General features: G+C 60.8%; 20 protein-coding genes. 8 read left to right on the plus strand and 12 right to left on the minus strand.

Annotation, left to right across the window (positions count from 1 at the left end; translation table 11 throughout):
* Positions 1 to 40 precede the first annotated feature (40 nt).
* The 5 genes from FHW64_RS34960 to FHW64_RS33175 form a co-directional block, all read right to left on the minus strand.
* Positions 41 to 490, minus strand: a complete 450-nt coding sequence (locus FHW64_RS34960) for an antitoxin Xre/MbcA/ParS toxin-binding domain-containing protein (protein ID WP_409350671.1) — start codon at positions 488 to 490, stop codon at positions 41 to 43.
* A 64-nt stretch (positions 491 to 554) separates the two neighbouring features.
* Entirely contained in the window at positions 555 to 1,022 is a 468-nt protein-coding gene (locus FHW64_RS33160; RefSeq protein WP_184533558.1) for a hypothetical protein, read from the minus strand.
* A 55-nt stretch (positions 1,023 to 1,077) separates the two neighbouring features.
* Positions 1,078 to 1,689: an HAD domain-containing protein gene (locus FHW64_RS33165; protein ID WP_184533560.1), complete on the minus strand. Its 612-nt coding sequence runs from the start codon at positions 1,687 to 1,689 to the stop codon at positions 1,078 to 1,080.
* A gap of 35 nt (positions 1,690 to 1,724) precedes the next feature.
* Entirely contained in the window at positions 1,725 to 2,618 is an 894-nt protein-coding gene (locus FHW64_RS33170; protein WP_184533562.1) for a metallophosphoesterase, read from the minus strand.
* The gene (locus FHW64_RS33175; RefSeq protein ID WP_184533565.1) at positions 2,615 to 3,091 is read right to left on the minus strand and encodes an HAD family hydrolase; all 477 of its coding nucleotides are present in this window, start codon (positions 3,089 to 3,091) and stop codon (positions 2,615 to 2,617) included. The genes FHW64_RS33170 and FHW64_RS33175 overlap by 4 nt, the downstream gene beginning before the upstream one ends.
* A gap of 219 nt (positions 3,092 to 3,310) precedes the next feature.
* On the opposite strand from FHW64_RS33175, the gene FHW64_RS33180 reads away from it, so the two are divergent.
* Positions 3,311 to 3,955 (plus strand): hypothetical protein, encoded by a 645-nt coding sequence (locus FHW64_RS33180; RefSeq protein ID WP_184533567.1) that lies wholly within the window; start codon positions 3,311 to 3,313, stop codon positions 3,953 to 3,955.
* Here FHW64_RS33180 and FHW64_RS34255 read toward each other — a convergent pair.
* Positions 3,944 to 4,129, minus strand: coding sequence for a hypothetical protein (locus FHW64_RS34255; protein ID WP_184536002.1), 186 nt, complete (start codon positions 4,127 to 4,129; stop codon positions 3,944 to 3,946). The genes FHW64_RS33180 and FHW64_RS34255 overlap by 12 nt on opposite strands.
* A 529-nt stretch (positions 4,130 to 4,658) precedes the next feature.
* On the opposite strand from FHW64_RS34255, the gene FHW64_RS33185 reads away from it, so the two are divergent.
* From FHW64_RS33185 to FHW64_RS33200, 4 genes are all read left to right on the plus strand, one after another.
* On the plus strand, positions 4,659 to 5,288 hold the full coding sequence (locus FHW64_RS33185) for a helix-turn-helix domain-containing protein (protein ID WP_221210615.1): 630 nt from the start codon (positions 4,659 to 4,661) through the stop codon (positions 5,286 to 5,288).
* Between the two features lie 2 nt (positions 5,289 to 5,290).
* Positions 5,291 to 6,106 (plus strand): ubiquinol-cytochrome C chaperone family protein, encoded by an 816-nt coding sequence (locus tag FHW64_RS33190; protein WP_184533569.1) that lies wholly within the window; start codon positions 5,291 to 5,293, stop codon positions 6,104 to 6,106.
* 433 nt (positions 6,107 to 6,539) lie between these two features.
* Positions 6,540 to 8,252, plus strand: a complete 1,713-nt coding sequence (locus tag FHW64_RS33195; protein ID WP_184533572.1) for a hypothetical protein — start codon at positions 6,540 to 6,542, stop codon at positions 8,250 to 8,252.
* Positions 8,253 to 8,538: 286 nt separating this feature from the next.
* Positions 8,539 to 9,060, plus strand: coding sequence for a lytic transglycosylase domain-containing protein (locus FHW64_RS33200; RefSeq protein WP_184533574.1), 522 nt, complete (start codon positions 8,539 to 8,541; stop codon positions 9,058 to 9,060).
* An 8-nt stretch (positions 9,061 to 9,068) separates the two neighbouring features.
* Here the strand turns inward: FHW64_RS33200 and FHW64_RS33205 are convergent, their stop codons facing one another.
* The 4 genes from FHW64_RS33205 to FHW64_RS33220 form a co-directional block, all read right to left on the minus strand.
* Complete coding sequence (locus FHW64_RS33205) at positions 9,069 to 9,851, minus strand: hypothetical protein (protein ID WP_184533577.1); 783 nt, start codon at positions 9,849 to 9,851, stop codon at positions 9,069 to 9,071.
* Positions 9,852 to 9,976: 125 nt separating this feature from the next.
* Positions 9,977 to 10,618 (minus strand): hypothetical protein, encoded by a 642-nt coding sequence (locus tag FHW64_RS33210; protein WP_184533579.1) that lies wholly within the window; start codon positions 10,616 to 10,618, stop codon positions 9,977 to 9,979.
* 367 nt (positions 10,619 to 10,985) lie between these two features.
* Positions 10,986 to 11,681 carry a hypothetical protein gene (locus FHW64_RS33215; RefSeq protein WP_184533581.1) on the minus strand — a complete coding sequence of 232 codons (696 nt, stop codon included), beginning with the start codon at positions 11,679 to 11,681 and terminating at the stop codon, positions 10,986 to 10,988.
* A gap of 9 nt (positions 11,682 to 11,690) precedes the next feature.
* Positions 11,691 to 12,185 (minus strand): DUF1643 domain-containing protein, encoded by a 495-nt coding sequence (locus tag FHW64_RS33220; RefSeq protein ID WP_184533583.1) that lies wholly within the window; start codon positions 12,183 to 12,185, stop codon positions 11,691 to 11,693.
* 806 nt (positions 12,186 to 12,991) lie between these two features.
* Here FHW64_RS33220 and FHW64_RS33225 point away from each other — a divergent pair.
* Positions 12,992 to 13,204 (plus strand): AbrB/MazE/SpoVT family DNA-binding domain-containing protein, encoded by a 213-nt coding sequence (locus FHW64_RS33225; protein WP_221210612.1) that lies wholly within the window; start codon positions 12,992 to 12,994, stop codon positions 13,202 to 13,204.
* Between the two features lie 925 nt (positions 13,205 to 14,129).
* Positions 14,130 to 14,666, plus strand: coding sequence for a hypothetical protein (locus FHW64_RS33230; RefSeq protein WP_184533587.1), 537 nt, complete (start codon positions 14,130 to 14,132; stop codon positions 14,664 to 14,666).
* Between the two features lie 1,761 nt (positions 14,667 to 16,427).
* Here FHW64_RS33230 and FHW64_RS33235 read toward each other — a convergent pair.
* A complete protein-coding gene (locus FHW64_RS33235) occupies positions 16,428 to 17,273 on the minus strand; it encodes a hypothetical protein (RefSeq protein ID WP_184533589.1) in 846 nt (281 codons plus the stop codon).
* A gap of 490 nt (positions 17,274 to 17,763) precedes the next feature.
* Here FHW64_RS33235 and FHW64_RS33240 point away from each other — a divergent pair, with 490 nt between their 5' ends.
* Entirely contained in the window at positions 17,764 to 18,432 is a 669-nt protein-coding gene (locus tag FHW64_RS33240) for a hypothetical protein (RefSeq protein WP_184533591.1), read from the plus strand.
* Positions 18,433 to 18,662: 230 nt separating this feature from the next.
* Here the strand turns inward: FHW64_RS33240 and FHW64_RS33245 are convergent, their stop codons facing one another.
* The gene (locus tag FHW64_RS33245) at positions 18,663 to 20,915 is read right to left on the minus strand and encodes a DNA sulfur modification protein DndB (protein WP_184533593.1); all 2,253 of its coding nucleotides are present in this window, start codon (positions 20,913 to 20,915) and stop codon (positions 18,663 to 18,665) included.

Consider the following 20,915-nt stretch of genomic DNA (forward strand, 5'->3'; position numbering starts at 1 on the left):
GAGGTCGGAGCACACCCGCCAGTATTTGACGAGGCCAAGGTCATGAGTAGGCACCGCTTTGCATTCGGCCGAGGAGGCATTCCAGCAGCGCTCTGCCATCCTCACTCGAAAGGTACTCCGCAGGTGTGCGCCCACCGAGCGCTGGATGCGGCGCCGCGAGCCAAGTCCCAATCCAGCGCGCAGCGTCGAAGCGATCCGGGTTCCCCGACTGGCTGACGATAGTCTCGACCTGGCCTACCAAGCGAGCGACGGCCAGAACGCCCGCGGTCGCGATGAACGCATCTCCTTCTGGGTAGAGCTCCAGCCAAGCAGCTAGTTGCCCGGCCCCGATGTCTATGTCTTGGGCGAGCATATTCAGAAAATCTGGCGGGAGTCCTGCTGCGACCATTTCGTTCCACGTTGTGCGGTCCGCCGTCCAGAAGGCAACGTAACTGCGTGCGGGAGCGGACTGGCTGCTACCGGTCGATTGACCCCACCGCCTTTCCGTCATGCGCGCCTCCGTGAGCCGGTGGCACGCCAGATGTCTCTTGTCTCGAGTTCGATCATCGCAGGCATCATCTCGTCCTTGAGCTGCCGTGGACGGCTTCGAATCGAGCCATGAGCGCGAGGGCGTCTGCCAAGGCGTGATGCCTGCCCAGTCCGTATCGGGCTTCGGTGGCAATCCATGCCGCCTCGGCGGCTGCGATGCCGTCCGGGTCTTCGAGAAGATAGCCAACGTGGACGGGCTCTAGTTGCGGCACCAAGCCCGGATCGACAAGCTGCAAAAGCTCTTCCAGCAACTCGTAGTCGATGCTGTAGTCGTAGGCGATTGGGAGCGCTTCGGGCTCTTGGGCGCGCAACCAGGACGCTGTCATGTGTGCCATGTCGTGCAGCCTTGCTTCTGCGTGCGCCACGCGTCCAAACTGAGGCAACACCGTGGCTTGCAGGAAGCGATTCCTGCGTATGCCTGCTAGTCTGGCGAGACTTGGACGGTCGAGCTCAGCGTAGAACTCATCGTTCGGTGCGACCAGGCCGATGCTCAACAGCCGCGTCTCGCGGCGCGACTCGAAGAACTCGGTGTCCAGAAATAACATGCCTTCAAGGCGCAGAGGGCGACAGCGGACCGTGATAACAAGAGGGAGACCGCGCGCGCTCCGTCGGCGAATCGAAGGCCGCGTGCGCTAGCTGGAGTTTTTCCCTGAGCTCGGCCAGCACAGATGGCTCGCTGATGCCGAGTTCATGATGCGTATGAACCAGATTCTCGCGACACCATGAGGGGCAATTGAAATCATCGTCGTCAAGCGCCAGCCAAGCGCGTGGGCGACGCCTGCACACATCTTCGAAGACCTGAATGCCTCGAGCCTTGGTGGCAAACGCGTCCTCGTTCATTTCGCTGTGAAACGTCGCGCCAATCACGCGAGACCGCAGGCTGGGCGGCAACCGTTTTGCTGACTTGGCGCACGAGTACGCGCGTACCCAACTCGTCGAGAGAACGATCCTGGGTGTCGGATACGGTGCCAGTACTTGTTCGAGCAATCGAGCGTGCTCGAAGAGGGCGTGTCCTTCCGGCTTGATGTATGCGCCGCGCCGAGGCGTCCAATACACCTCCTCGTGGTGGAGCACGCCGTCAAAGTCGAGATACAGGAGCAACTCGCCGCGGCCACGGGGTGCCTTGATGACGGTGCTGGGGACAGGTCCCGATGCGTTCATAGGATTCACGGACGTATGGACAGGCGCCATGGCGATCAGACAGTGACGAGCAAGCCGGCGTCAAAGCTCCCGTTCTCGAAAGCGAGTGCCCGCGGATCGTCGGTGGCGCCCACCGCGCGAAGGTGGCCTCTTGGATTGGCGACTATTCGGCACCCGTGTGTCCTGTAGTCGCAGGAGTCATGGACATGACCGTGCAGCCACAGGTCAACTCGGCCGATGAGTTCCTCAGGCAAGTCCGATGCAAATGCCGCCGACAGCAGGTGCGTGCGATGTCTGGGATGTATCGAACCAGCGCTTGGCGCGTGGTGGGTGATGACCAGCGTCTTTCCATCGAACGGAGCTTCGAGCACTTCGCCTAGCCAACTCACTGTCGCTCTGTGCTGTGCGAGCGCATGCTCCGGTCGGAACAGTCCGTCGCCATAGCCGATGAGTCGGTGGTCGTTGAGTCGACGACCTGCTTCCCCCATAAGCAAGGTGCGCCAATCCTGCGCTCCTGACGGATAGTCGTAATTCGTCCAGAGCGTGCCGCCGAGGATTCGCAGGCCCGCCAGTTTCTGCAGCCGTGGCTCGGCCCAACGCTCGAACCGGGAAAACTCCGCCAAGCCGACTTGATCGTTGTCCAGCAAGACTATTGAGGTCCCTTGCGACATATCGCGGACACGCTTTCGCGTCGCAATCATTTCCACGTTGTAGAACTCGTGGTTTCCGAGAACGAAAAGGACCGGCGTAGGCCACTCACCAAACAAACGGATGACGTCCTCGGGGCGACCGATGTCGCCGGCCAGGACCAGAAGGTCCGCTTCCCGAACCAGCGGTATGCCGTGCCAAGCGGCCGGAACCCGTGAGGCGAGGAGTTCGAGGTGCAAGTCGGACACGACCTGAACACGGATCGCCGTTGCGTCGTCGCGAGAGATGCCGCAGGCGGTCACGAGCGTGGTCCTCCAATACGCTTCTCTAGCTCAGCCAGTACTTTTGCGAGTTCGACATCGGAGTCGTCGTAGGGAGGAACAAACGGCGCAATCTCGATCCAATTCGCCTGTTGGCCCGGATGCACGTAGGCGGAAAGATCGTCGACCAGGAACACGTTGTCGATGTGGGCGCCTGGGATGAGCGTCAGGTCTTTCGTGTCGCCATTCCAGCGCACGTACGAGAGTTCAGGAAACCAAGAGGGCACAGTCCCCTCGGTCGCCAAGCGTTGGGCGATCTTGCGAAACGTTGGCTCATTCACGGCAGTGAACACGACGACGCGGCTGAACATCTCGTGGCAACGCTCGAGGAATTCAAACAAGCCGGGCCTCGGGAACTGGCTCACGGCGGTCGAAATGAGTGTGCCCTCAAGGTCGAGCGCGAGAACAAGTTGGCTCGATAGAGTCGTGGTTTGTTGGGGCTCCAAGGATTTCATTGGGTGATCCTATGGTGCAAAACCAGACTTGCCTAATCGCACATTTTCGATATACGCCAAGGCGCGCGGGGTCTTTTGGGGCGCTCGCGGCGCCTCCCGTGTAGCCCAAGCCAATAGGCGCGAAGTACGGTTAGCGACTTGCCATGGCGATGCCGGCCAGGGTGAGCTCCGACCGAATAGCTACCATGCGCTTGAGGTCCGGATACCAGGTGACGAGGAATGGAAGACATGTACGACGGCGACCTGACTGCCATTGAACGGTACAACGCGAGAGCCAGCGAGAAGTACCGCCTGCATCCCGAAATGGGGCCGTGCCCGCACGAGGGGAACATTGACACGGCACCGGTTGTCCTGCTCTTGGCAAACCCAGGGCACGACGCCACTTCCACGCTTGACGACCACCACTTTCGGATTGACGGTTGGCCGCTTGCAGGGCTCCATCAGAACGCTCCTGTGGGAATGAGTGGGTGGTGGCGGCCTCGCCTCCGCTCGTTGTGTCAGCGATATGGCGAGCAGTTCATCTCCCAAAACGTTGCCGCCTTGCAGATCAATCCGTGGGCAAGCGCAAAGTACGATGAAAACCTGAGACTGCCCAGCCGCAGCGTCCTGCTCGGTCTCGCCGAGGCTGCCGCAGGGCGTGGGGCAGCCCTCATCATGATCCGCGCATCAAAGGCATGGCTGGAGAGCGGCGTACTGCGCCAATACGAACACATCTACAGGACGAATTCCGCGCTGTCATCGTACGTGTCCGAGGGGAATCTCAGCCCGGAGGCTTGGGCGTACATCAACGAAAAGCTCGCTGCGGTTGCCTGGACTATAGATTCGAGCTCGTTGAAGCAATGGGCTGGCTATTCAACCTGTTGAATGTTGCGCGGGAAAGTGCCCCGCGTGTAGGCGCTCGCGCACCACGTCGACAAGACTTGCAACCGGCCCAGGCGCCGGCCCGATGGTCGGCAGAAACGGCTCGAGCGTTACGCTCAATTCAAGCTGTTCGGCGACCAATTCATACACCCGCATTGGAATGTCAGTGTCGCCCATGAGAAGCCGCGCCATCGACTGCCGCGACACGCACGCTCGGAATGCGATGACTCCCGCGTCCCACCGCGACCGGCGTAAGGCCGCACGAAGCTGTTGGGCAAGGTGTCTATTGCGGAAAGGCATTCCGACATCGTAGCCCTCGGTGTCGAGGTCTGCAGCAGGCAGCCGACAGAACTTCCCTCACTCGCGAATGCCGCTGCCTCCCTAGAGAATCGCGCCTTGGTCACTTGGCAACTTAGTCTATTGCATCTGCGGCTTCTGTGAACTTCAGCACGGATGGGCTCCCTGTTTTTGGTGCGGCGAGTATGCGCAAGGAACCATCGATTGTGATGTGGGATATGCCACGTCCTGACCTTTAAAAAGGACAGGCTTCAGCCGATAAGAAGCTGGCAATCGCGCTGCGCGCGTGCGGTTAGCAGAGTCCCGAAATATGCGCAATCAACGCGTGCTGCTTTGAATGAACAACCGCGCTTGGCGCGGGTTGGTGGGGCTGCATAGACTGCGCTCCATTCGAAACGGAGGAGTCGAAGTGAGCGAAGAAGCGGCCGGCGATGCCCGGCTTTTTGAGAGCGTGTCGCGCAGCTTTACGGAGGGATTGCGCGGCGCAATGCGAGTGGCGGGGTTACCGGAAGAAGGTGAGCTTCAACCGAAGACCACGTCGGACCTCGCTGAAGAGGCCCAGGTCAGTCGCTCGACATTGTCGAAGTTCATGGCCGGCGGCTCGGGTGACCCGCCGGCAAACCCAACGCTGGACGTCCTATGCAGGTTAGCCGACACCTTGGGCGTTCCGCCCGCGTTTCTTCTGATGCGACCCAAGGATTGGGCCAGCCTTGCAACGGGAACGATGACGTTTCTCAAGGCTTTGCGCGCCTCTGATTTTGTGTCCATGGTCGAAGAACTGCCGAGTATGCGTTTGAACAGCCCACACGACGTGGCCCAAGCTGCCCTCAAGCTCGGCGAGGTCCTCAACACCGTCGAGAACGACCAGGACGGCCGGGTCTCGACCGAGATTCGAGCGTTCCGGCGCGCGGTTAGAGCCTCAACTGCGACAGTGGCTGCCGCCATCCCTTTTCGCTCTGTCGACGGCGTATCCAAGGAACATCTCTCGGTGCTGCTGACCTTGTGCGGCATCGTTGGAACTACTACTGCACGGAACTAACCATGAACTACACCACCGCAACTCTCAAAGAAATCCTGGCCGCTGGCGACAAAGAGGACCTGGATGTCTTGGTCGACTACATCACCGACTCGGGGCAAGGCCGGGTCTCCCTCGATAAGTCGACCTGCACATCTCTAGTCGGCGCCAAGGCACGGCCGAACTACACCGTCGTTGAGCGCCACACCATCGAGGACGAGCTTCGCAAGTTCGGTGGCAACAGCGTGGCCAACGTCATGCGCAGTGTTCGCGACTTCCTGGGTGGCCTGGGCTCGAACGCCCCGGCGACCGTGACCTATGACGAAATCGTGCGGGACGTGGCTGAGCACCTCAAGGTCAAGTTCGACAAGTACGCCGGCACGCCGCAAGTGGAAGAGGGCATCCTGAAGGCGCTTCTTGTCGCGTCCTTCGAGAAGATGGCAGAGGGGGACCGTGCCAACCTGTTGGGCGAACTCGGAGTCGTTGATGCGCTCGACGTCGCAAAGCGCGGAGCGGCGGCGGCGACTGCGGGGGCCGCCGCTGCGTTCGGCGCGACCCAGGCTGCCGCATTGCTGTCGGCGTTCGCCTTCAGCCGCACTGGGGGGTATTTCATGGCGCGATCTGTCGCGGCTGCGTCAGCTCAGGCGCTTCTGGGCCGGAGCATGTTCATGGGCACCACAGCGCTCCTAGCTCGGCCGATTGCCGCGCTGGCCGGCCCCATCGGGTGGGCCGTCACCGGTGCGTGGGCGTTGGCCGACATGGCAAGCCCCGCTTACCGCGTCACCGTTCCCTGCGTTGTCCAAGTGGCGTACATGCGCCGCAAGGCAGAGATGAATGCCTAGACCGTCGTGCCAGCGGCGCCCTCAGACACTCCGCCGGATAACGACCCTGATGCCCCAGCCAATTTGTTCAAGGAGACAGCAGTGCTCATTCCCAGTCCGACCGAATACCTCAAGACTCACATCGTCGCGTTTCTCGCGGGCGCAGTGACTGTGGTCGCCGCGCACTTATACGCAAAGTTTGCTTCCAGCAGGGATGACTGAGGCCTGCGAGAGAACCGTTTGTGCGTGGCGGACTACCGGTGGGCTGAGGCCCGGGAGCCTTCCACCAGTCCGAGTCAGGCAACCAGGAAAGAGGACTCACAGGACACCTGTGTAAATCGATATTTAACAAATAGTTACAATTTAATGTAACTCGTACTTTCAGAAGGTACGAGCGCGCGCTTGGCTTGTCATTTTCGAATGGAGGCCACCTTTTATTTAACCGATGGTGCCTATGTCCGAAGAGAAGAAGAATCCGTATGACTATGTCAGCGGCTCGCGTGTAGCGGTCGACCTCGAAAACACCCAGATCAACAAGTTCCACACCAAGGGCGGAACTGGTTTCGCCGCGGAGGAAGCCAACACCATGGCGGACCGCGCGCGCGGCATGAAGGTGGAGCAAAGCGGCACGGACAACACGCTGAATGGGGCGGACCGAGTCAGCAACGGCGTCCCGATTCAGACCAAGTACTTCGAGAACGCTGGGCGGACGGTCAACAGCGCCTTCGGTGACGACGGCCTCTACCGTTACGGCAAGCAACTGCTCGAGGTGCCGGCTGACCAGTATGAGGACAGCCTCCAGCTGATGCGCGAGAAGATCGCGGCCGGCAAGGTGCCCGGCGTGGACGACCCGGCGCTCGCAGAGAGCATCGTCAAAAAGGGCGATGTCACTTACAAGCAAGCCCGCAACATCGCTCGTGCCGGCAACATTGACAGCCTGGCATTCGATGCCAAGCAGCAGGCTGTCACGACGAGCTACGCCTTTGCAATCTCGTTTGCGATCAACTTCGCCAAGGCTCGTTGGGACGGGAAGCCCTACAAGGAGGCCGTCAAGGAATCGGTGACCATGGGCTTCCTCTCGGGCGCCGCATCGTTCATCACCGGCGTGGCCACGTCCCAACTGCTTCGAACGCATGCTGCTGCAGCGTGGGTGCCTGTCGCACGCGCTGGCGTGAAAGTGGCGGCCGGCACGGGCCTTGGTAGGGCTGCAATCAACAACCTGGCGGCCTACTCCACCGGCAAGGCCATCTACGGTGCAGCGGCGCAGAACCACGTAGCCAAGCTGCTGCGAACCAACGTCGCTACCAGCGTCGTGACGACAGCCGTCATCTCCGCGCCGGACCTGTATCGCGCGGCGTTCAAGCGAAACGTCTCCTGGGCCCAGTTCAGCAAGAACCTCCTGGTTAACGGGGCTGGTGTGGCCGGGGGCGCCGGCGGCTGGATGGCGGGCGCTGCAGCGGGAGCCGCAGTCGGATCGGCCTTGCCGGTTGTAGGCACCGTCGCGGGTGGCTTTGTGGGGGCAATCATGGGCTCGCTGGCCGGAGGCACGGCGGCGACCAAGGCCTCGAAGCTCCTGATGGACGGGCTCATCGTCGACGATGCCAAGGAAATGCTCGAGATGCTTCCGGACCTGCTTGAGCCGCTGGCAACCGACTATCTGCTTTCGCAGGCGGAGGCGGACGAGTTTTCCGGGGCCGTTCGCAAGAAGTTGACGCCAGATTTCCTGCGCGAGATGTACAAGAGCACGACCCGAGCGGCGTTCGTCTATGCGCAGTTCGAAGCAGACTGCCAGGCAGTGATTGCCAAGCGCGAACGCATTGAAGTGCCCAAAGCTGCGGACGTGCAAGAGGCCTTGACGGAAGCGCAAGAGGCCGCGCTTGCTGCCGAAGAGCAGGAGGCCCGGGCCGCCCAGGCAGACCCGGCGCCAGATGTTCCAAACTCCCACCTCACCGCGGTCCAGTTGATGCAGCGCAGGCGAGCACAGGCAGCCACGCAGCAGACGGAGGAAGCCGCGGCGCCGGCAGCCGAAGAGGCCGATCCCGCGGCCCAGCCTGGACCTGTCGCGGCCGAGGCGCCGCAAGAAAAACTGTTCGACCTCCGAGGTATGTTCGACAAAGTTAACTTGGAAATGCGGGCTCGCCGTCAGGGCAACAATACGGCGCTCTGACGACGGTCGCTCCAGCCGTCGTCGACGATGGTGGGAAAACAAGAAAGCGGCTTGAGCCTGCGGGGGTGCTCGGTCGGTGGCCGGGCGGCTGCCGTACAGTCGGGCACCTAACGAGGGATATGCGATGAAGCGAGGAGTTGCTCTTGTCTTGCTGGCGTGCTGGGCCGGGATGGCTTCCTCGCAGCAAATGTCGATCTTTAAGTGCGGGAACGAATACTCGAACGTTCCTGACGGCGACGCGGCGCGCGCAGACATGCTCATAGCACGGGGCTGCGTGCGAGCCGGCATGACCACCGACGTGGTCGCAGGCCCCGCGCCCGCTGTCGAATTCCCGGACTCAGCCTCCCGCTCCGCCTACCTTCGGTGGTCAGCAGCCATGGCGGACCGCTTGCGCAACGTCATGCCTGACGCGCCGACTCGGCGGGAGTTTGTCCAGACGGTTTGGTTTGAGAGCAAGCGGCAGGGCCTCGACCCTACGATTGCCTTGGCGCTCATCGAACAGACCTCGAACTTCAGGCGGTTCTTCATGAGCGACACTAACTCGCGCGGATACATGGCTGTCCCTGCCGAGTGGGCCAAGCGAATCGGGGATGGAGATGTGGCGAAGCTGTTCCACCTGCAGACCAACCTGCGATTCGGAACGGTGGTCCTCAGTCGCTACGCCAGCGACGCGAACGGCGACATGCACGTGGCGCTGGGCCGGTACCTGGCTGAGAGCAAGGGCATCCCCGCGAAGGACCCGCGGGTTTCAAACATGGTCGCCAGGCTCTTCGCGCTCCACGCCGAGAACTGGAAGTACGTCGAGTAGCTGGCGCATCAAGCGCCCGGCACAGCAGCGGCCGCCGGCGGGCCTAACAACATCCCTTGCTCGCGCATGACAGCGCCCCATTTCTTCCAGGAGAAGGCTCGGCTGGGGTGTCCGATGAACAGGATGTCCAGCTGCTGGCTGGCGATGCGCAGGGAGACCGCGACGGGGACGGCCTTCCTTCCCACCACAGGCAGGCTCAGCTTCTCGAGCAGCTCGACCTCGGGATGGTCTTTGAGCACGCTGAGCAGCGCTCGAACTTTGACTTTCTCGTGCCCATAGGCGATGCAGTGCGTCGCGCCGACGGCGGGCACTAACTTCAGGAACGCTCGCCAGCCGTCTTGGTAGTGCTCGTAGGTTGGTCGATGCGAAAGCTCCCCGAGGAGCTTGGGCGCAAGGTTGTGATAGATCACCTCGGTCCAGAGCTTTTCTCGCTCCCCGCGGTTCGGCTTGACCTTCTGGAAAACCGCGCGTTCGAAGTTGCGAACGTAGCGCGACTTGAACTTTGCCTCAATGCCGTGCGTGAGGTGGCGCTTGCGTAGGCTGTCCGGGGCCTCAATGCGTGCGCGGTCCTTTTCGAGGCCAGCTGCGGTCTTGTAGAGGTAGATGCTCTCGCCCAGGATGATCGTCCGGCAGGCGCTCGCGCTGAAGCCGCTCCCTACCCATGGGAACCATCCAAGCCTCAGGTCTTTGAAGACGGGGTCGAACGAGTAGTCGAGGTAGCCCTTGAACGGGTCGGGTGCAAGCGCACTTGCGAGGGGCGCATTAGGAGGAGGGGAAGGCGCTGTCAGCATTGTCTGAGGGTACTGTGAACTACAACGCAGTCCTCGACGCGCTCGCCTCGAGAGTAAATTACTTCACCGTTGTCGCGCTTGCGCACGAAAGCGACTGCACGACAAGCTGCGGCTTGCTGCGGCCACTATCTGCGCGGGGGCCGGAGGTCGGCGCAGGCCTGCCGCGCCGCGCGCAGTTCCTCCATCGTCGGCCGCGTGCCGAGGCGAAGCCCGTGATCCAGTTGGCATTGGCCATACCTCTTGGCTGCCTCCGCGTGATCCGATGCAGCCTGGATTTCCGCGCGCTGCCGTTGCTTTCGCTCCTCGTCTTGCGGTGAGACGGGCTCGGGCGGGTATGGGTCCGTCGCGATGCCGTGGGCGTTTTTCCAGACGTCCAACTCCTGCTTGTCGGCGAGGAAGACATATCGTCCGTAGCTGCCAATGGCGTTGCCTTCCTCGCTCGAGATGACCGAGCCATCGGGGCCCATGACGGAGAGAATGCTTGCGCCGTTGAGCACCCGTTGCATTTGGGCGGCTGCGTATTCATGAAAGGCCTTGCGCGACATCGGCGGCAGCATGTAGGGCTCATCCAGCACCTGCAACACGGTGCCGCCCGTCAACAACACGCCCAGCATGTTCTCCTCGGTTGCAGCGACATAGGCGCCGAGGAGGTCCCCGTCACGCTTGCGTCGGGCCGCTCTGTACGCCTCGAAGACGGCCTTGAACTGCGAACTGGAGGGGTCCGTGCTGTGCAGCTTGTTCCGACGCGCGGTGAATTCGGCCAGCACTTCCTTCGATCTTTTCTGTCGCTCCGCCTCGGCCTGCCGATCCGCCTCTATCTGCGCAGGACTGCGGCGGTCCGCTCCGCACATCGACATGCAGTAGTTCGAGTAGTTGCCGCTGCACTGGTAAGGGCAGAACGCATTCACGGGCTCCATGTGGGACCCGAATGCGACACCCGCGAGCGCAGCAAGCCGCGCAAGGCTTAACGAAGGACGTTTGCGCATGATGCTCCCCGACCCGTCGCCACATAGGCGCGGCGCGCGACAGGATCGCTGGGTGCTGCTGGAGCGTCAATCCACTTTCTGGAGGATGCAATTTCGTCCGGCGTCGCGCAGCACACAGCACAGCAGGTCGCGCTGCCGGACGTATTTGCTAACTGAAGGGGCGAAGCAGCTCCAAGGCATCCAGCCGCCATTGAATCTGGGGCCCATTCCTTTGGGGCAGTGGATGGCGGTATGCCCAAGCGCCCCGCGGATGGTTAAGTCCAACTGCCTTTCCGTTCAACGCATCAACTGCGTTGGTTGCCAGGTCCTTCAAAGGGCGACCGACACCCCAAGCGGCGACGATTGGCGCGCCTGGCTTCCGAGCCAGCGCGCCGGCCAGCTCAGCCTTCCTCGTCGTCGAAAAGATTGAGTGCCCGTTGTGGCCCTCATGTGCTTTGAAGCCTTTCAGTTGCTCGTAGAAGCTCGAGCTTCTCGGGTTTCGCAGGTCTGAAAGGTTCAGCACTCGAACCCGTTGCCAGCCAAGCATACCCATCAGGCGCATCAGCTGAAACTGGGTCCTGTCCGGTCTCGTGGCCACCAGCCGAGCCTCATGCTTGGGCGCTGATTCCGTGCCAAGCAGCGGCTTGGAGTCGCCGGGGTTCATCATCACGAACACCGCATTGCAGGGCTGGTCGCCAACGGCCGTTCGATGAATCTCCAGGATGTCCCGGCAAAGGTACGACTTGCCCAGGGCTTCGCCTGGGTACGCGTAAAAGCGGCCCAGTACTTGGTACCTCTCGTCCAGGTCGTGTTGGCCGAGGTGCAGTTCCGAAGGGTCGACGTTCGCGCGCGTCGAACTTTGCATTGCGAGCGCCTACACCGGTGCGACGAAAGTTGCCAGCTTGGCTTCTCGATGAGTACGCGGCGGTAGCGGGTGGCCGTCGACGAGCTCGCCTCGGCTGACCCATGGCACGCCGTAGGGCTGCAGTCGCTGCAGCAACGTATCACGAGCCTGCGCCAGGTACGCCCGTTCGGAAATCGAGGTCCCCCAAGCGGCCCACAGGGTACCTTCCAGGTTTCCGGCTACCAGAGCCTCGATGTTGTCGAGGTTGTTCTCAAAGGCGACCCGGTCTACCTGCTCGGGCAACTCGTTTACCTCTGCCGCGCGCACCGGATAAAGGTTGACCAGGATGAACCCGTCGTAGCCACTGGCCTGCGCAGCTTCCTGTACTGCTGCCAGGTCAGGGTCTGCGTGTTCACCGGCGGCCAGCGGCGGCATGTGCCCGAAGGCAATCAAGGTGCGGCGACCAGCTTTACCGAGCGCGTAGCGCCACGTGTCGTTCTTGTCGCTGTGATAGACGTCGTACATGTCAGGAGTTCGCTCTCGCTCGGGTTAAAGCGGCGAGGCCGCCTCGGTTCCCGCCGAGCACAGCATATCGTCCTCCCTCGACATACGAAATCGCCGTCGCGATTTTTGCGCGCCTCCGCGGTGAGCGCTTCGATGAACCCATAGCCCAGATTAAAGTCGTAACCACCTCGAGGTCTGCGGCTTTGGGGGGCTGGCAGTAGATCGCTGGTGAGCAAGCAGGGGTTAGGCAGGAAGTGCGTCCATGGGATAGCTGTGCTAAAGCTATCTTCGCTTTATCCTTTATGCAGCTATCCGTCGAATAGCATTAGCTATCCGGAGAATGGCTGAACTTCAGCTGGCAACGCCGTGGACGATGGTCTGGAAGGGCCACAAGGTGAGGAACCATGGGTGGAGCGGAAGCACGGGTCCCCCCTTCTTCGTCAAGCCGTCAACGCATTGATGTCCGACGCCATCGCAACGGGCGAGGGCCGGGCGGCATTGGCGAGGGGATGCGCAATTGGCACGAGCTTCGTCACTACATCTGTCCTAAGCTTGCCCAATGTCCAAGTTGAGCGTGGCGATGTCGGATGCTATGAAGTCTCATGATGCAGTTTCCGCCCGACCGGCTTGCGACGACGGCGGAGACACCGCCGCCGAAGGAGCCCAAGGCGAGGGTGACTGGTGCCACGAAGGCCCCGCCTGAAGAGCCGTCGCTTTTTTGAGGGCTGCGATTTCGATTGCTCGCATCGTTGCCACGCTCTTTCGGCAATTGCAGCAGCTAGGGATGGCGTTGCGCGCTTTCGTTGAACCTGAGGAGAATCATGGCCATGGAAACGACACTGACCTCGAGAGGCCGGATCACGTTGCCCAAGGCGCTGCGCAAAAGCCTGGGGCTGACGACCGGCGCAAAGCTGAGCTTCTCCCAGCTCAGCGATGGCACGGTTGTCATGCGCGTCAAACGTAGGAAGCTGGCTGATCTTGCGGGCATTCTTACTCGGCCTGGTCAGCCCAAGGTCTCCGTTGAGGACCTGCGCCGCTGAACGGGAGCTCACGACCGCGAAGAGGACTCCGCAGACGACGGTGGAGACGTTGAGGCCATAGGCCCCTGGTGAATACTCACCTTTTATCCGGTGCCGTGCACTGCGCGGAATCGTGGCTGCAGGGAGAACGCGATGGCCTGCGTATGAAGGCTAATTTAGGCAAGCTCGGCGGCATTGACCGGTGAAGTTGCCGTGGGTCTCGCTGTTGGTTGGCTTCACGAGCCTCGAGCGAGGGGCAACGTGATTCAACCTGATAACTCGTATTATCAGGTTGAAATTAATGCCTCAAAACAGGGCGTTGTGGGTTGTGGGAAGGTCTTGCAGCGGGATTCGAGTTCGCATCAAGCAGCAAACACGGCCACCGTCGGCATCGAGAACCATCACTCGTGGCTGTTTGACTTCACTCATGCTTCGTCAATTGCTCGACCCCTGACCAGCCCCTCACGGAGTCGAAAGCGTCCAGAGGGTCTCGCGCCCGCGCTCGCGCTATGCCGGATGTGACTGAGCGCAATCGCTCGTTGCTGCTGAGCCGCGGCAGTCGATCCAGCTTGCCGTGTAGCGGTGGCGCCCCGCGCGGTCGTGTTGTGCGTATTCTTTGAGCAATCCCCGGCAGTTCTGGATACTGCGTCGACCGTTCGACATTCCCCTGAAGAATTTGCGACCGATTCGGGTTGTAGATATTCGGAAGTTCTGCGTTCTCCGAGGAATGGCCGCGAAATCCGCGGCAACGAGCGCGTCAATGGTTGGCGGTGGTATCCGAAACTGCCAGGGTTTGCCTAAAAATCAGGCAGTCCAACCCGTTGAAGCTGTGGCAGCGTCACGCCCCTCGTCTTATTGCAATAGTAGCTTTGAGTCGGTTCAAACTCGGGGCATTCGCCCGATTGACCGTGTTCGGGTGAGTTAACCACTTAGTCTGCGCGCTGACATGGAAAACGAAGCTTCTATTCAACCGGCCGAGCCCTCGTCGCATATCTCTGGGATGACCGGCGGAGAGCTTTGGGCGCTTCGTGAACGGCTGGAGGCCGAATCGGCGTCACTGCTCGGGCATATGCTGTTCGGCCTTTCCCGAATCGAGGTGAACCTCGGGTTGGCCCTGGTCTGGGTGAATGACGGCCGTGAGCTCGAGGACCTGACGAAGAAGATAGCAGTCCTGAATCTAAACGAGAAGCTGGCCCGCCTCGAACGAGAGGTGGCTACCAAACATCCGCCGGGATCAAGGCGACGCGCAGCCTATGACGCCTGGATCGCGAGAATGCACAAGGTCCGAGCGCAGAGAAATCAGATGGTTCATGGCCGATGGGGTGTCGAGCCGCGCCAGAATGTGGTCGTCAACATCGTCGGCCTGCCTACTGGAGATCAGCAAGTCGTCGAGTACACCATTGCCGAGCTCGCGGCAGTCAACGAAGAGCTGAAGGCGCTGGACCTCGAGTTGCGCGGACTGCGCGAACGTTGGCCTGTCTAGCTACTCCCTTGGGGTGCGTCTGGCCGCCTCGAATGGGATGCAGATAGCAGCTGCAATGGAGACGTCGGTGATGCTGCACGGAGCCGACAGAGGACATCCGGGCCGGCGGTAGCAAGCCATTGGAAAGGGGGCGCTCGGCGCCGTCGATTTTGTATGCCCTGCGAGCGATTTCCAAGCAGCAGGGAAGCCGCGCGCTCGGATTCTTGCGAGGAGCCCCGGAGACGGCACATCGAGAGGCACCAACGGAACTTGCCGGCGATGAATCCGGGAGGATGGGTTTCCGCTCGGGCTGCTTCGGCACACTCTTCAGCCTTGTCCAAAATGGAGAAGCGCCGACCGTCGGACAGCGCCGCCCGCCGCCGCTTGCTTCGCGAGGGGTGGGAATTGCCGCTTTGGTCGTAGCGCCGGGAAGGTGCGATGGATTACGCCGTGGTGGCGTCGCGCACTCCTTTTAGTTGCCATTCCAGCCGGCTTGAAAGACTCCTTCGGCGGCGAATTGCGGCCACTCCGGAGAGGCAGCTCGATCCCGCGGTGTTGAACGCGTGCGAGAGTGCAGCGAGGCTGCACGCCAACATGCGCCAAGAGGATCGGGAAAGCGACGAACCCGAGTACTGATGACATCCAGCTTGTCCGCTTCGAGGTGGCGCCAACCTCGCTCAATTTCGAGGGCTCCCCAGCGTCGGACTGCAACGCACGGCGGCGACTGCGCGAGGGCGATGTTTTTCGCTGCAGCTGATGCCGACAGCGGCGAACCGCCTAAGACGCGGAGACTTCGCGCACTCCTTTCAGTCGCCACGTGAGCCGCCTTTCCAGACAAGTTCGGCGGCAGCTTGGGAGACTGTTTCGGCGGTTGCCCGATAGCACCTGCGGCGTCGCCTTTCGCTGCAGATTGCCGCGAGACAAGAAATCAGGATGTGGCGACGCGAACGTGCAAACAGTAGTGCACTTCCCCAATTCAGGGGGCTCCGGGTGCTGGTTCGAAGAGGCCTCGCAAAGTCGGACAATGAGACTACCCTGCGAGGTCTCCCGTAAAGTCGGACAGCCCGACCACCCTGCATGACTCTACTCTAACGTCGGACAGCTCCACTACCCTAAGCGCAACCAAGTAATGTCGGATGGCTCGACCACCCTATCAGGGATGTCCTTGGCCTGTTGTCGCGCCCAATGAACCGTCCGTGAAATCAGTACGCTAACCTGAGTTTGCTTGCTTCGGTGATAAGGACCTTCGTGCTGGGTGCCGAGATGCGGTTGTCGCCCGCTTCCACGACGAAGAGATGCTCTGCATCTTTGGCCACATCCACCTCGCCGGACTCGACCCGAACGCGGCACTTCGTGCGGATGACTTTTGCCTGGAGGCGCGATTGGGTGTTGAGCGTCCGCTTCGATGCATCTTGCGGCACAACCGTCGGCTGGGGCCCTTGGACTCAAATCGCGCATGGATTGCGCATGCCTGACAGTTCGCATTGAGAAGTGCGTGGCAGCGCCTTTGAGGGGAGTCGTTTCAGGCGGGGACGCCTCTTCTGATGCAAGCGTACGCCCGCGTCCCTGAGGGAAGGAGCGGTCAAGGGCCCTGCGCGACATCGACATGTTCGTGGGAGCGTGCCGCGGTGGTAAGGGAAACGCCGCGGGCCGTCATCATCGCCGCTCCTAAGCATCTGGTCTCCCCGCGCTCCGCGACGCTTGGACCCCAAGCAGATCGAGGGGGAACCGCCTGCGGTGCGCATCGAGGACTGGGCAATGAACAGGTCCCTCACGCACAAATCATGGTCGCGCTTTGTACGCGGCAAGCGCCGCGGGATTAGCCGCCGCATACACAGGGCCGGTGCCAGCGGCGAGCGGTTGTTGGATATGGGCGAACACGGCGGCGTCTGTTGCAAGCGCATCGAACAGCCTGCCAGCGAACCCGCCTTTGTAAACAGCGGCGGTCTTGGGGCACATCCAGCCAAGCACCTCCAGCGCCTCAGCTCGGCGGCTAGTCAACCGGTTCAAAACCTCTGTCCAGTGCTGGTTGACGCTGCTGCGAAACCAACCCTCCGTCCACACCGGCTTGCAATGTGACAGGCGATTACGCCAAGCGCGCACGTCCTTCACGACGGCTACGGCCGCCTTCTGGTTGGCGCGATGTTTCCAATGGAACTTGGCCGTCGGATGGTGCGGAAAGACGTCCAGAAAGGTTCGAACCTCCACCTTCGGCGTCGGCAATTGCGCATCGAGGATGTTAGGCCATACGCCAAACGGTAGGCTCGCGATCACTCTATCCGGCGAGGGCAAGGTGGAAAGCCGAATCTTATTCTTGTCGCAGAGCACAGCTTCGACCTTGGCAAACGTCTCGCCCTGGAGCTGTCGAGACCCTTGGAGGTAGTCGTACCAGGCAAAGGAATCGACGGCTGGCCCCGGCGTTTCTGTGTCCTGACGCGACATCGTGACGTGCACTCGGTTGCGTAAGACCACCTCAAATGTATGGATCAGCGCTTGGAGCGCTACAGTCATAGACTGTGCCCAGAGGACGGCGCCGCTGGTTTCTTCCGGGGTCTGGGTTCGGAACACCCTCTTGTAGACACCCATGCGCGGGGCAGAAAGGGTGTCAAGGAAGGTTGGATATGGCATTTGACCTGCACCTTGATGGATTGCTATACTTGATACATACACGGCAGGAAAGCCGCTCCCAGACCTAGCTTTGCGGCTAGGTACAGCCAAGCCCCGCGAGGAGCCCAAATTGGTGATGCCCCTGCTGTATCAGAGCCTGCGCCACCCCCTGGGTGGCGTTGTGCTTTCTGGGCATGCACTCCTTACCTGCGTGCCCCTTTGGCCGTCAAGGGGCCGGCCTAGCTCAGGTCGGCACGCTCCAGTTTGTAAAAACGCAGGCCAGAAGAGCCAATCCATACATCCCGGGGCTCCAACATTCGCCCGCGCTTGCGGCTCTCCTTGAAAAGGTGTTGCAGCCGCGTTGAGGTCTACGTCTCTAAAGTTCCAGGCGGTCATGATATCTCCGCCATCGGCTGGAGTTTCCTCTTGCGCGGCAACAGGTCCGCTTGTCCATGGGTGCATTTATACACGATAATTTCCGAAGAGGAAACTAACTTCATCGAAGGAAATCATGGAACCCATTGAGCGGCCGAAGGCGATGTTTAGGTTGCGCACCGCTTTTGGCTGGGACGCCGCATACGTGGCCAAGCTGGTAGATGTCACGCCCCGAACCGTGGGTCTATGGGAGACCGGTGCACAAGCCATCCCGGACGCACGATGGAGACTGTTTATCCACGAGGTTCGACGGGAACTTGCCGAGGCCGAGAAATCAGGGTGCAACATGGTCATCGTGCTGGCAGACGACGGCCTAAGCCCTATCGACGCGGTCTCGGACCGCAACTACGTTAGCTTTGAACTCGATGGCGACGTTGGGTTCATTGCTTCGTTCGCCACGGACCGCATCACTAAGCAGCCCACGATCCACCAACAAAGATTCCGACGCTCAGTAAATGAGCATGTCGTTCAGGCTGCAGAAGCCTGGGAAGCCGCCCGCGTAGCGACGGCACATGGGCCGGATGCGGCGATGCTTGCAACCCTTCGCTGGATGACGCGCCAAATGCTGACGGCAGAGAGGGCGAATCCTGACCTGCGTGTGCTCAAGGATGCGGTCAATGCCGCAACTCGGGAAGTCGACGCAGCCATCAACGGACCGCGTGACATCTTGATCGCGAAACTCGCGGAGCAGGACCGAGCCATCCTTGCGCTCATGGAGGAAATCGAGCGTTCACGAATGCACTAGCGACTTCTTGCCGCGTTCCGAGCGTTGGGAGCAGGATTCGTCGGGAGACGCCGCAGGTTCGGATGGACCTGGGTCTCTGGTGTATTGCCTTGCGGTATGGTTGGAAATTCGGAACTTTCGTCCGTATGACCGCACTTCGGAGCGGAATCGACGAGGCGAGGTATGCACCCTGATCCCAGTGCCCCCGCCTCGTCGCCTGGTCGACCACCGGCGTGTTCTCGATGAAATATCTACGCCGCTTGTTCGTCCTCTGCAGAGTCGTCCGCGGTTGCCTCGGCCACCGGCGCGGACAGTTCAAACAATGATTTGTCGAGCCCGGTCTTTCGTCCCGAGATTGCCGAGAGGAAATCCTCATACATCGACTTCACTTTTGCCAGGATTTCCACCTTCACTTCAGTGGTGAGGCTCGCCTCGTCAATACGGTTGTCCTGACAGTAGGTCACCAGCCGACGTCGGTATAGCGACTGTGCAACAGCAGACCGAGCACGAGCTTTGTCTTCGTCGACTACAGTGCGTAGCTCGGGGGCGCTAGGCTTCCAAAGCTCCAGCAAGAGGTACCGGTACTTCGGCCATTCCGCGGGTTGTAGCTCGCCAGGCAAGACCACATGTCGGAAGGTAGGGCCACCGGCCGTTAGCCGAACTTCAGGCTCAACCACAAGCTCGCCTTCGAAGGTGTGGAGAAGTGCCTTCAGGTCAGTAATATTCTTCGGCCTCAACAGGCCGTTGACGGCCTCAATGTACTCGTCGAGCAGTTCGGGCGTCGAATGCTGCACCCCGCCGAAGGCGATCTGGATAGCTTCAGCGTAGGTGCATACCACGGCTGTTTGGAACGCGACCGTGGAAAAAACGTCGCTGAACAGCCGATCAATGGCGTCTCGTACCGGCTTCGCAACTACACCATCGGCAATCACCTGCCTCTTGGCGGGGCCCGTCATGGCGTCCAGCATGAACAGTGCCCTGGTCGCCTTCATGGCCTCGACTGTTGCCTTCCTGCTTGCCATGAGGCCATTCACTCGGGCCAGCGTTTCTTTGATTTCCGGAGTCGTCCAGTTGGGCTCCTTGTCTTGAACTCGGCGGTTCAGTCCTTCGCGGAAATCGTCGAATGTGCGCGAGGTTGCCTGGCCGTCGAAGAGCATCTTCTCAAGTTCAGCGTCTCGTTTGCTCACGAGTTCCTGGTTTAGGCTGATAGTGGCCCGTGCAAACGCTGCGTAGGGATGTAGCTTGCCCAACACGCGGTCGACAATGGGCACATACAAATCGGTCCACTTCCGCCTGAAGACTTCGGCAATTTCATCGGAGTAGTTGGTGCGGGTGTTGACCATCCGTTGGTCCAGGGTCAGCTCGTCCTTCAGGCCCAACCGGTCGAAGGCCTCATCCAATCGCTTGCGAGGTGCACCGACTTTCCCACGCGCTTCGATGCCACGCGCCTGACCATTCATCAGCAGCTGCTCGGTCAGGTGGTAGAGATGGCTAACGCCACTGAAAGCGGCATCGCTGACGATCTTGACACGATCCCCTTCCTGATCCAATTCGACGTTCCAGATGCGTAGACCAGTGTTGTCTTTGGCATCGAGTGCCTTGATGTACGACAGGGTCGCCCGTAGGCATTCGGCGACGATGTCCTGATCGTTAAGGAGCTTGTTGCGCGAATCTGAGACCTTCTTGGCGGTCTTGTTTAGGGTGAGGAAGACCCGGCGTGCGGCTCTCACCACGTCTATGTCCTGCGTCAATGTTCCGTCCAGCTGCGGAAATGCGCAGATGAGTACCGGGAGCTGCAGTTCGCTGAGGTTGTAGGAGCGGATTTCTTTCTCAGGCCAGACTTTGTAGTAGCCCTCGTACGGGCTACGTCGAGCGTCGGACCACCCGCCGGTCAGGTTGCGGTACAGCGCAAGAAGAGCCATGGCCCGATGCTGGCCGTCGACGATGGCTAAAGTGCAGTTGTCTCGAGCCAAACTGAGCCGAGCACCCTCGGCCAGCGGGGCGTCGTTGCGATAGTGCTGGAAGAACTCGAATTGTTCCTCGCCGACAAACCCGGCCGTTATGCGGTCATCTTTGATGCCCTTGTGCTCAGGCGAATCTATGCGCGTCCGCTCCACCTTGCGGTAGTTGGAATCGGGCACTCTGCTATTGGGCTTCAACGGCAACGCGACCGCGACGATGGGGGGGAAGAGCTTAATGAGCCCAGAGGTCGAAGTGTCGAGCAGATAGGGGATCAGCTCCAACGAAACTCGAGCGTCATCAATGTCCCGCTGCATGATCTCGTCGAAACCAAGCTGCTTCAGGTCGAACACTTCTCTGACTGGCGCCAACATGCTCAGCAGTTGCGCTTGACCTTGCTTCTCGGAGAGAGTGACGTGAGTGAGTAGGTATCGAACCTCCACCCCAGCGGATTTGCCGTCCTCCGAACTTACGCGGAACGTGCCGATAGTTCCGTTCAGATGTACATCCAGCGCGCTCTTGCCTCCGCCGATCAGGGTTGCCAT

Source organism: Variovorax sp. Sphag1AA, assembly GCF_014192575.1.
GTDB lineage: Bacteria > Pseudomonadota > Gammaproteobacteria > Burkholderiales > Burkholderiaceae_C > Variovorax.

Coding starts and splice junctions, on each gene's coding strand:
- FHW64_RS34960 (WP_409350671.1), bottom strand. CDS start 490: ATGACGGAAAGGCGGTGGGGTCAATCGACCGGTAGCAGCCAGTCCGCT.
- FHW64_RS33165 (WP_184533560.1), bottom strand. CDS start 1,689: ATGAACGCATCGGGACCTGTCCCCAGCACCGTCATCAAGGCACCCCGT.
- FHW64_RS33175 (WP_184533565.1), bottom strand. CDS start 3,091: ATGAAATCCTTGGAGCCCCAACAAACCACGACTCTATCGAGCCAACTT.
- FHW64_RS33180 (WP_184533567.1), top strand. CDS start 3,311: ATGGAAGACATGTACGACGGCGACCTGACTGCCATTGAACGGTACAAC.
- FHW64_RS34255 (WP_184536002.1), bottom strand. CDS start 4,129: ATGGGCGACACTGACATTCCAATGCGGGTGTATGAATTGGTCGCCGAA.
- FHW64_RS33190 (WP_184533569.1), top strand. CDS start 5,291: ATGAACTACACCACCGCAACTCTCAAAGAAATCCTGGCCGCTGGCGAC.
- FHW64_RS33195 (WP_184533572.1), top strand. CDS start 6,540: ATGTCCGAAGAGAAGAAGAATCCGTATGACTATGTCAGCGGCTCGCGT.
- FHW64_RS33200 (WP_184533574.1), top strand. CDS start 8,539: ATGACCACCGACGTGGTCGCAGGCCCCGCGCCCGCTGTCGAATTCCCG.
- FHW64_RS33205 (WP_184533577.1), bottom strand. CDS start 9,851: ATGCTGACAGCGCCTTCCCCTCCTCCTAATGCGCCCCTCGCAAGTGCG.
- FHW64_RS33215 (WP_184533581.1), bottom strand. CDS start 11,681: ATGCAAAGTTCGACGCGCGCGAACGTCGACCCTTCGGAACTGCACCTC.
- FHW64_RS33220 (WP_184533583.1), bottom strand. CDS start 12,185: ATGTACGACGTCTATCACAGCGACAAGAACGACACGTGGCGCTACGCG.
- FHW64_RS33225 (WP_221210612.1), top strand. CDS start 12,992: ATGGAAACGACACTGACCTCGAGAGGCCGGATCACGTTGCCCAAGGCG.
- FHW64_RS33230 (WP_184533587.1), top strand. CDS start 14,130: ATGGAAAACGAAGCTTCTATTCAACCGGCCGAGCCCTCGTCGCATATC.
- FHW64_RS33235 (WP_184533589.1), bottom strand. CDS start 17,273: ATGCCATATCCAACCTTCCTTGACACCCTTTCTGCCCCGCGCATGGGT.
- FHW64_RS33240 (WP_184533591.1), top strand. CDS start 17,764: ATGGAACCCATTGAGCGGCCGAAGGCGATGTTTAGGTTGCGCACCGCT.
- FHW64_RS33245 (WP_184533593.1), bottom strand. CDS start 20,915: ATGGCAACCCTGATCGGCGGAGGCAAGAGCGCGCTGGATGTACATCTG.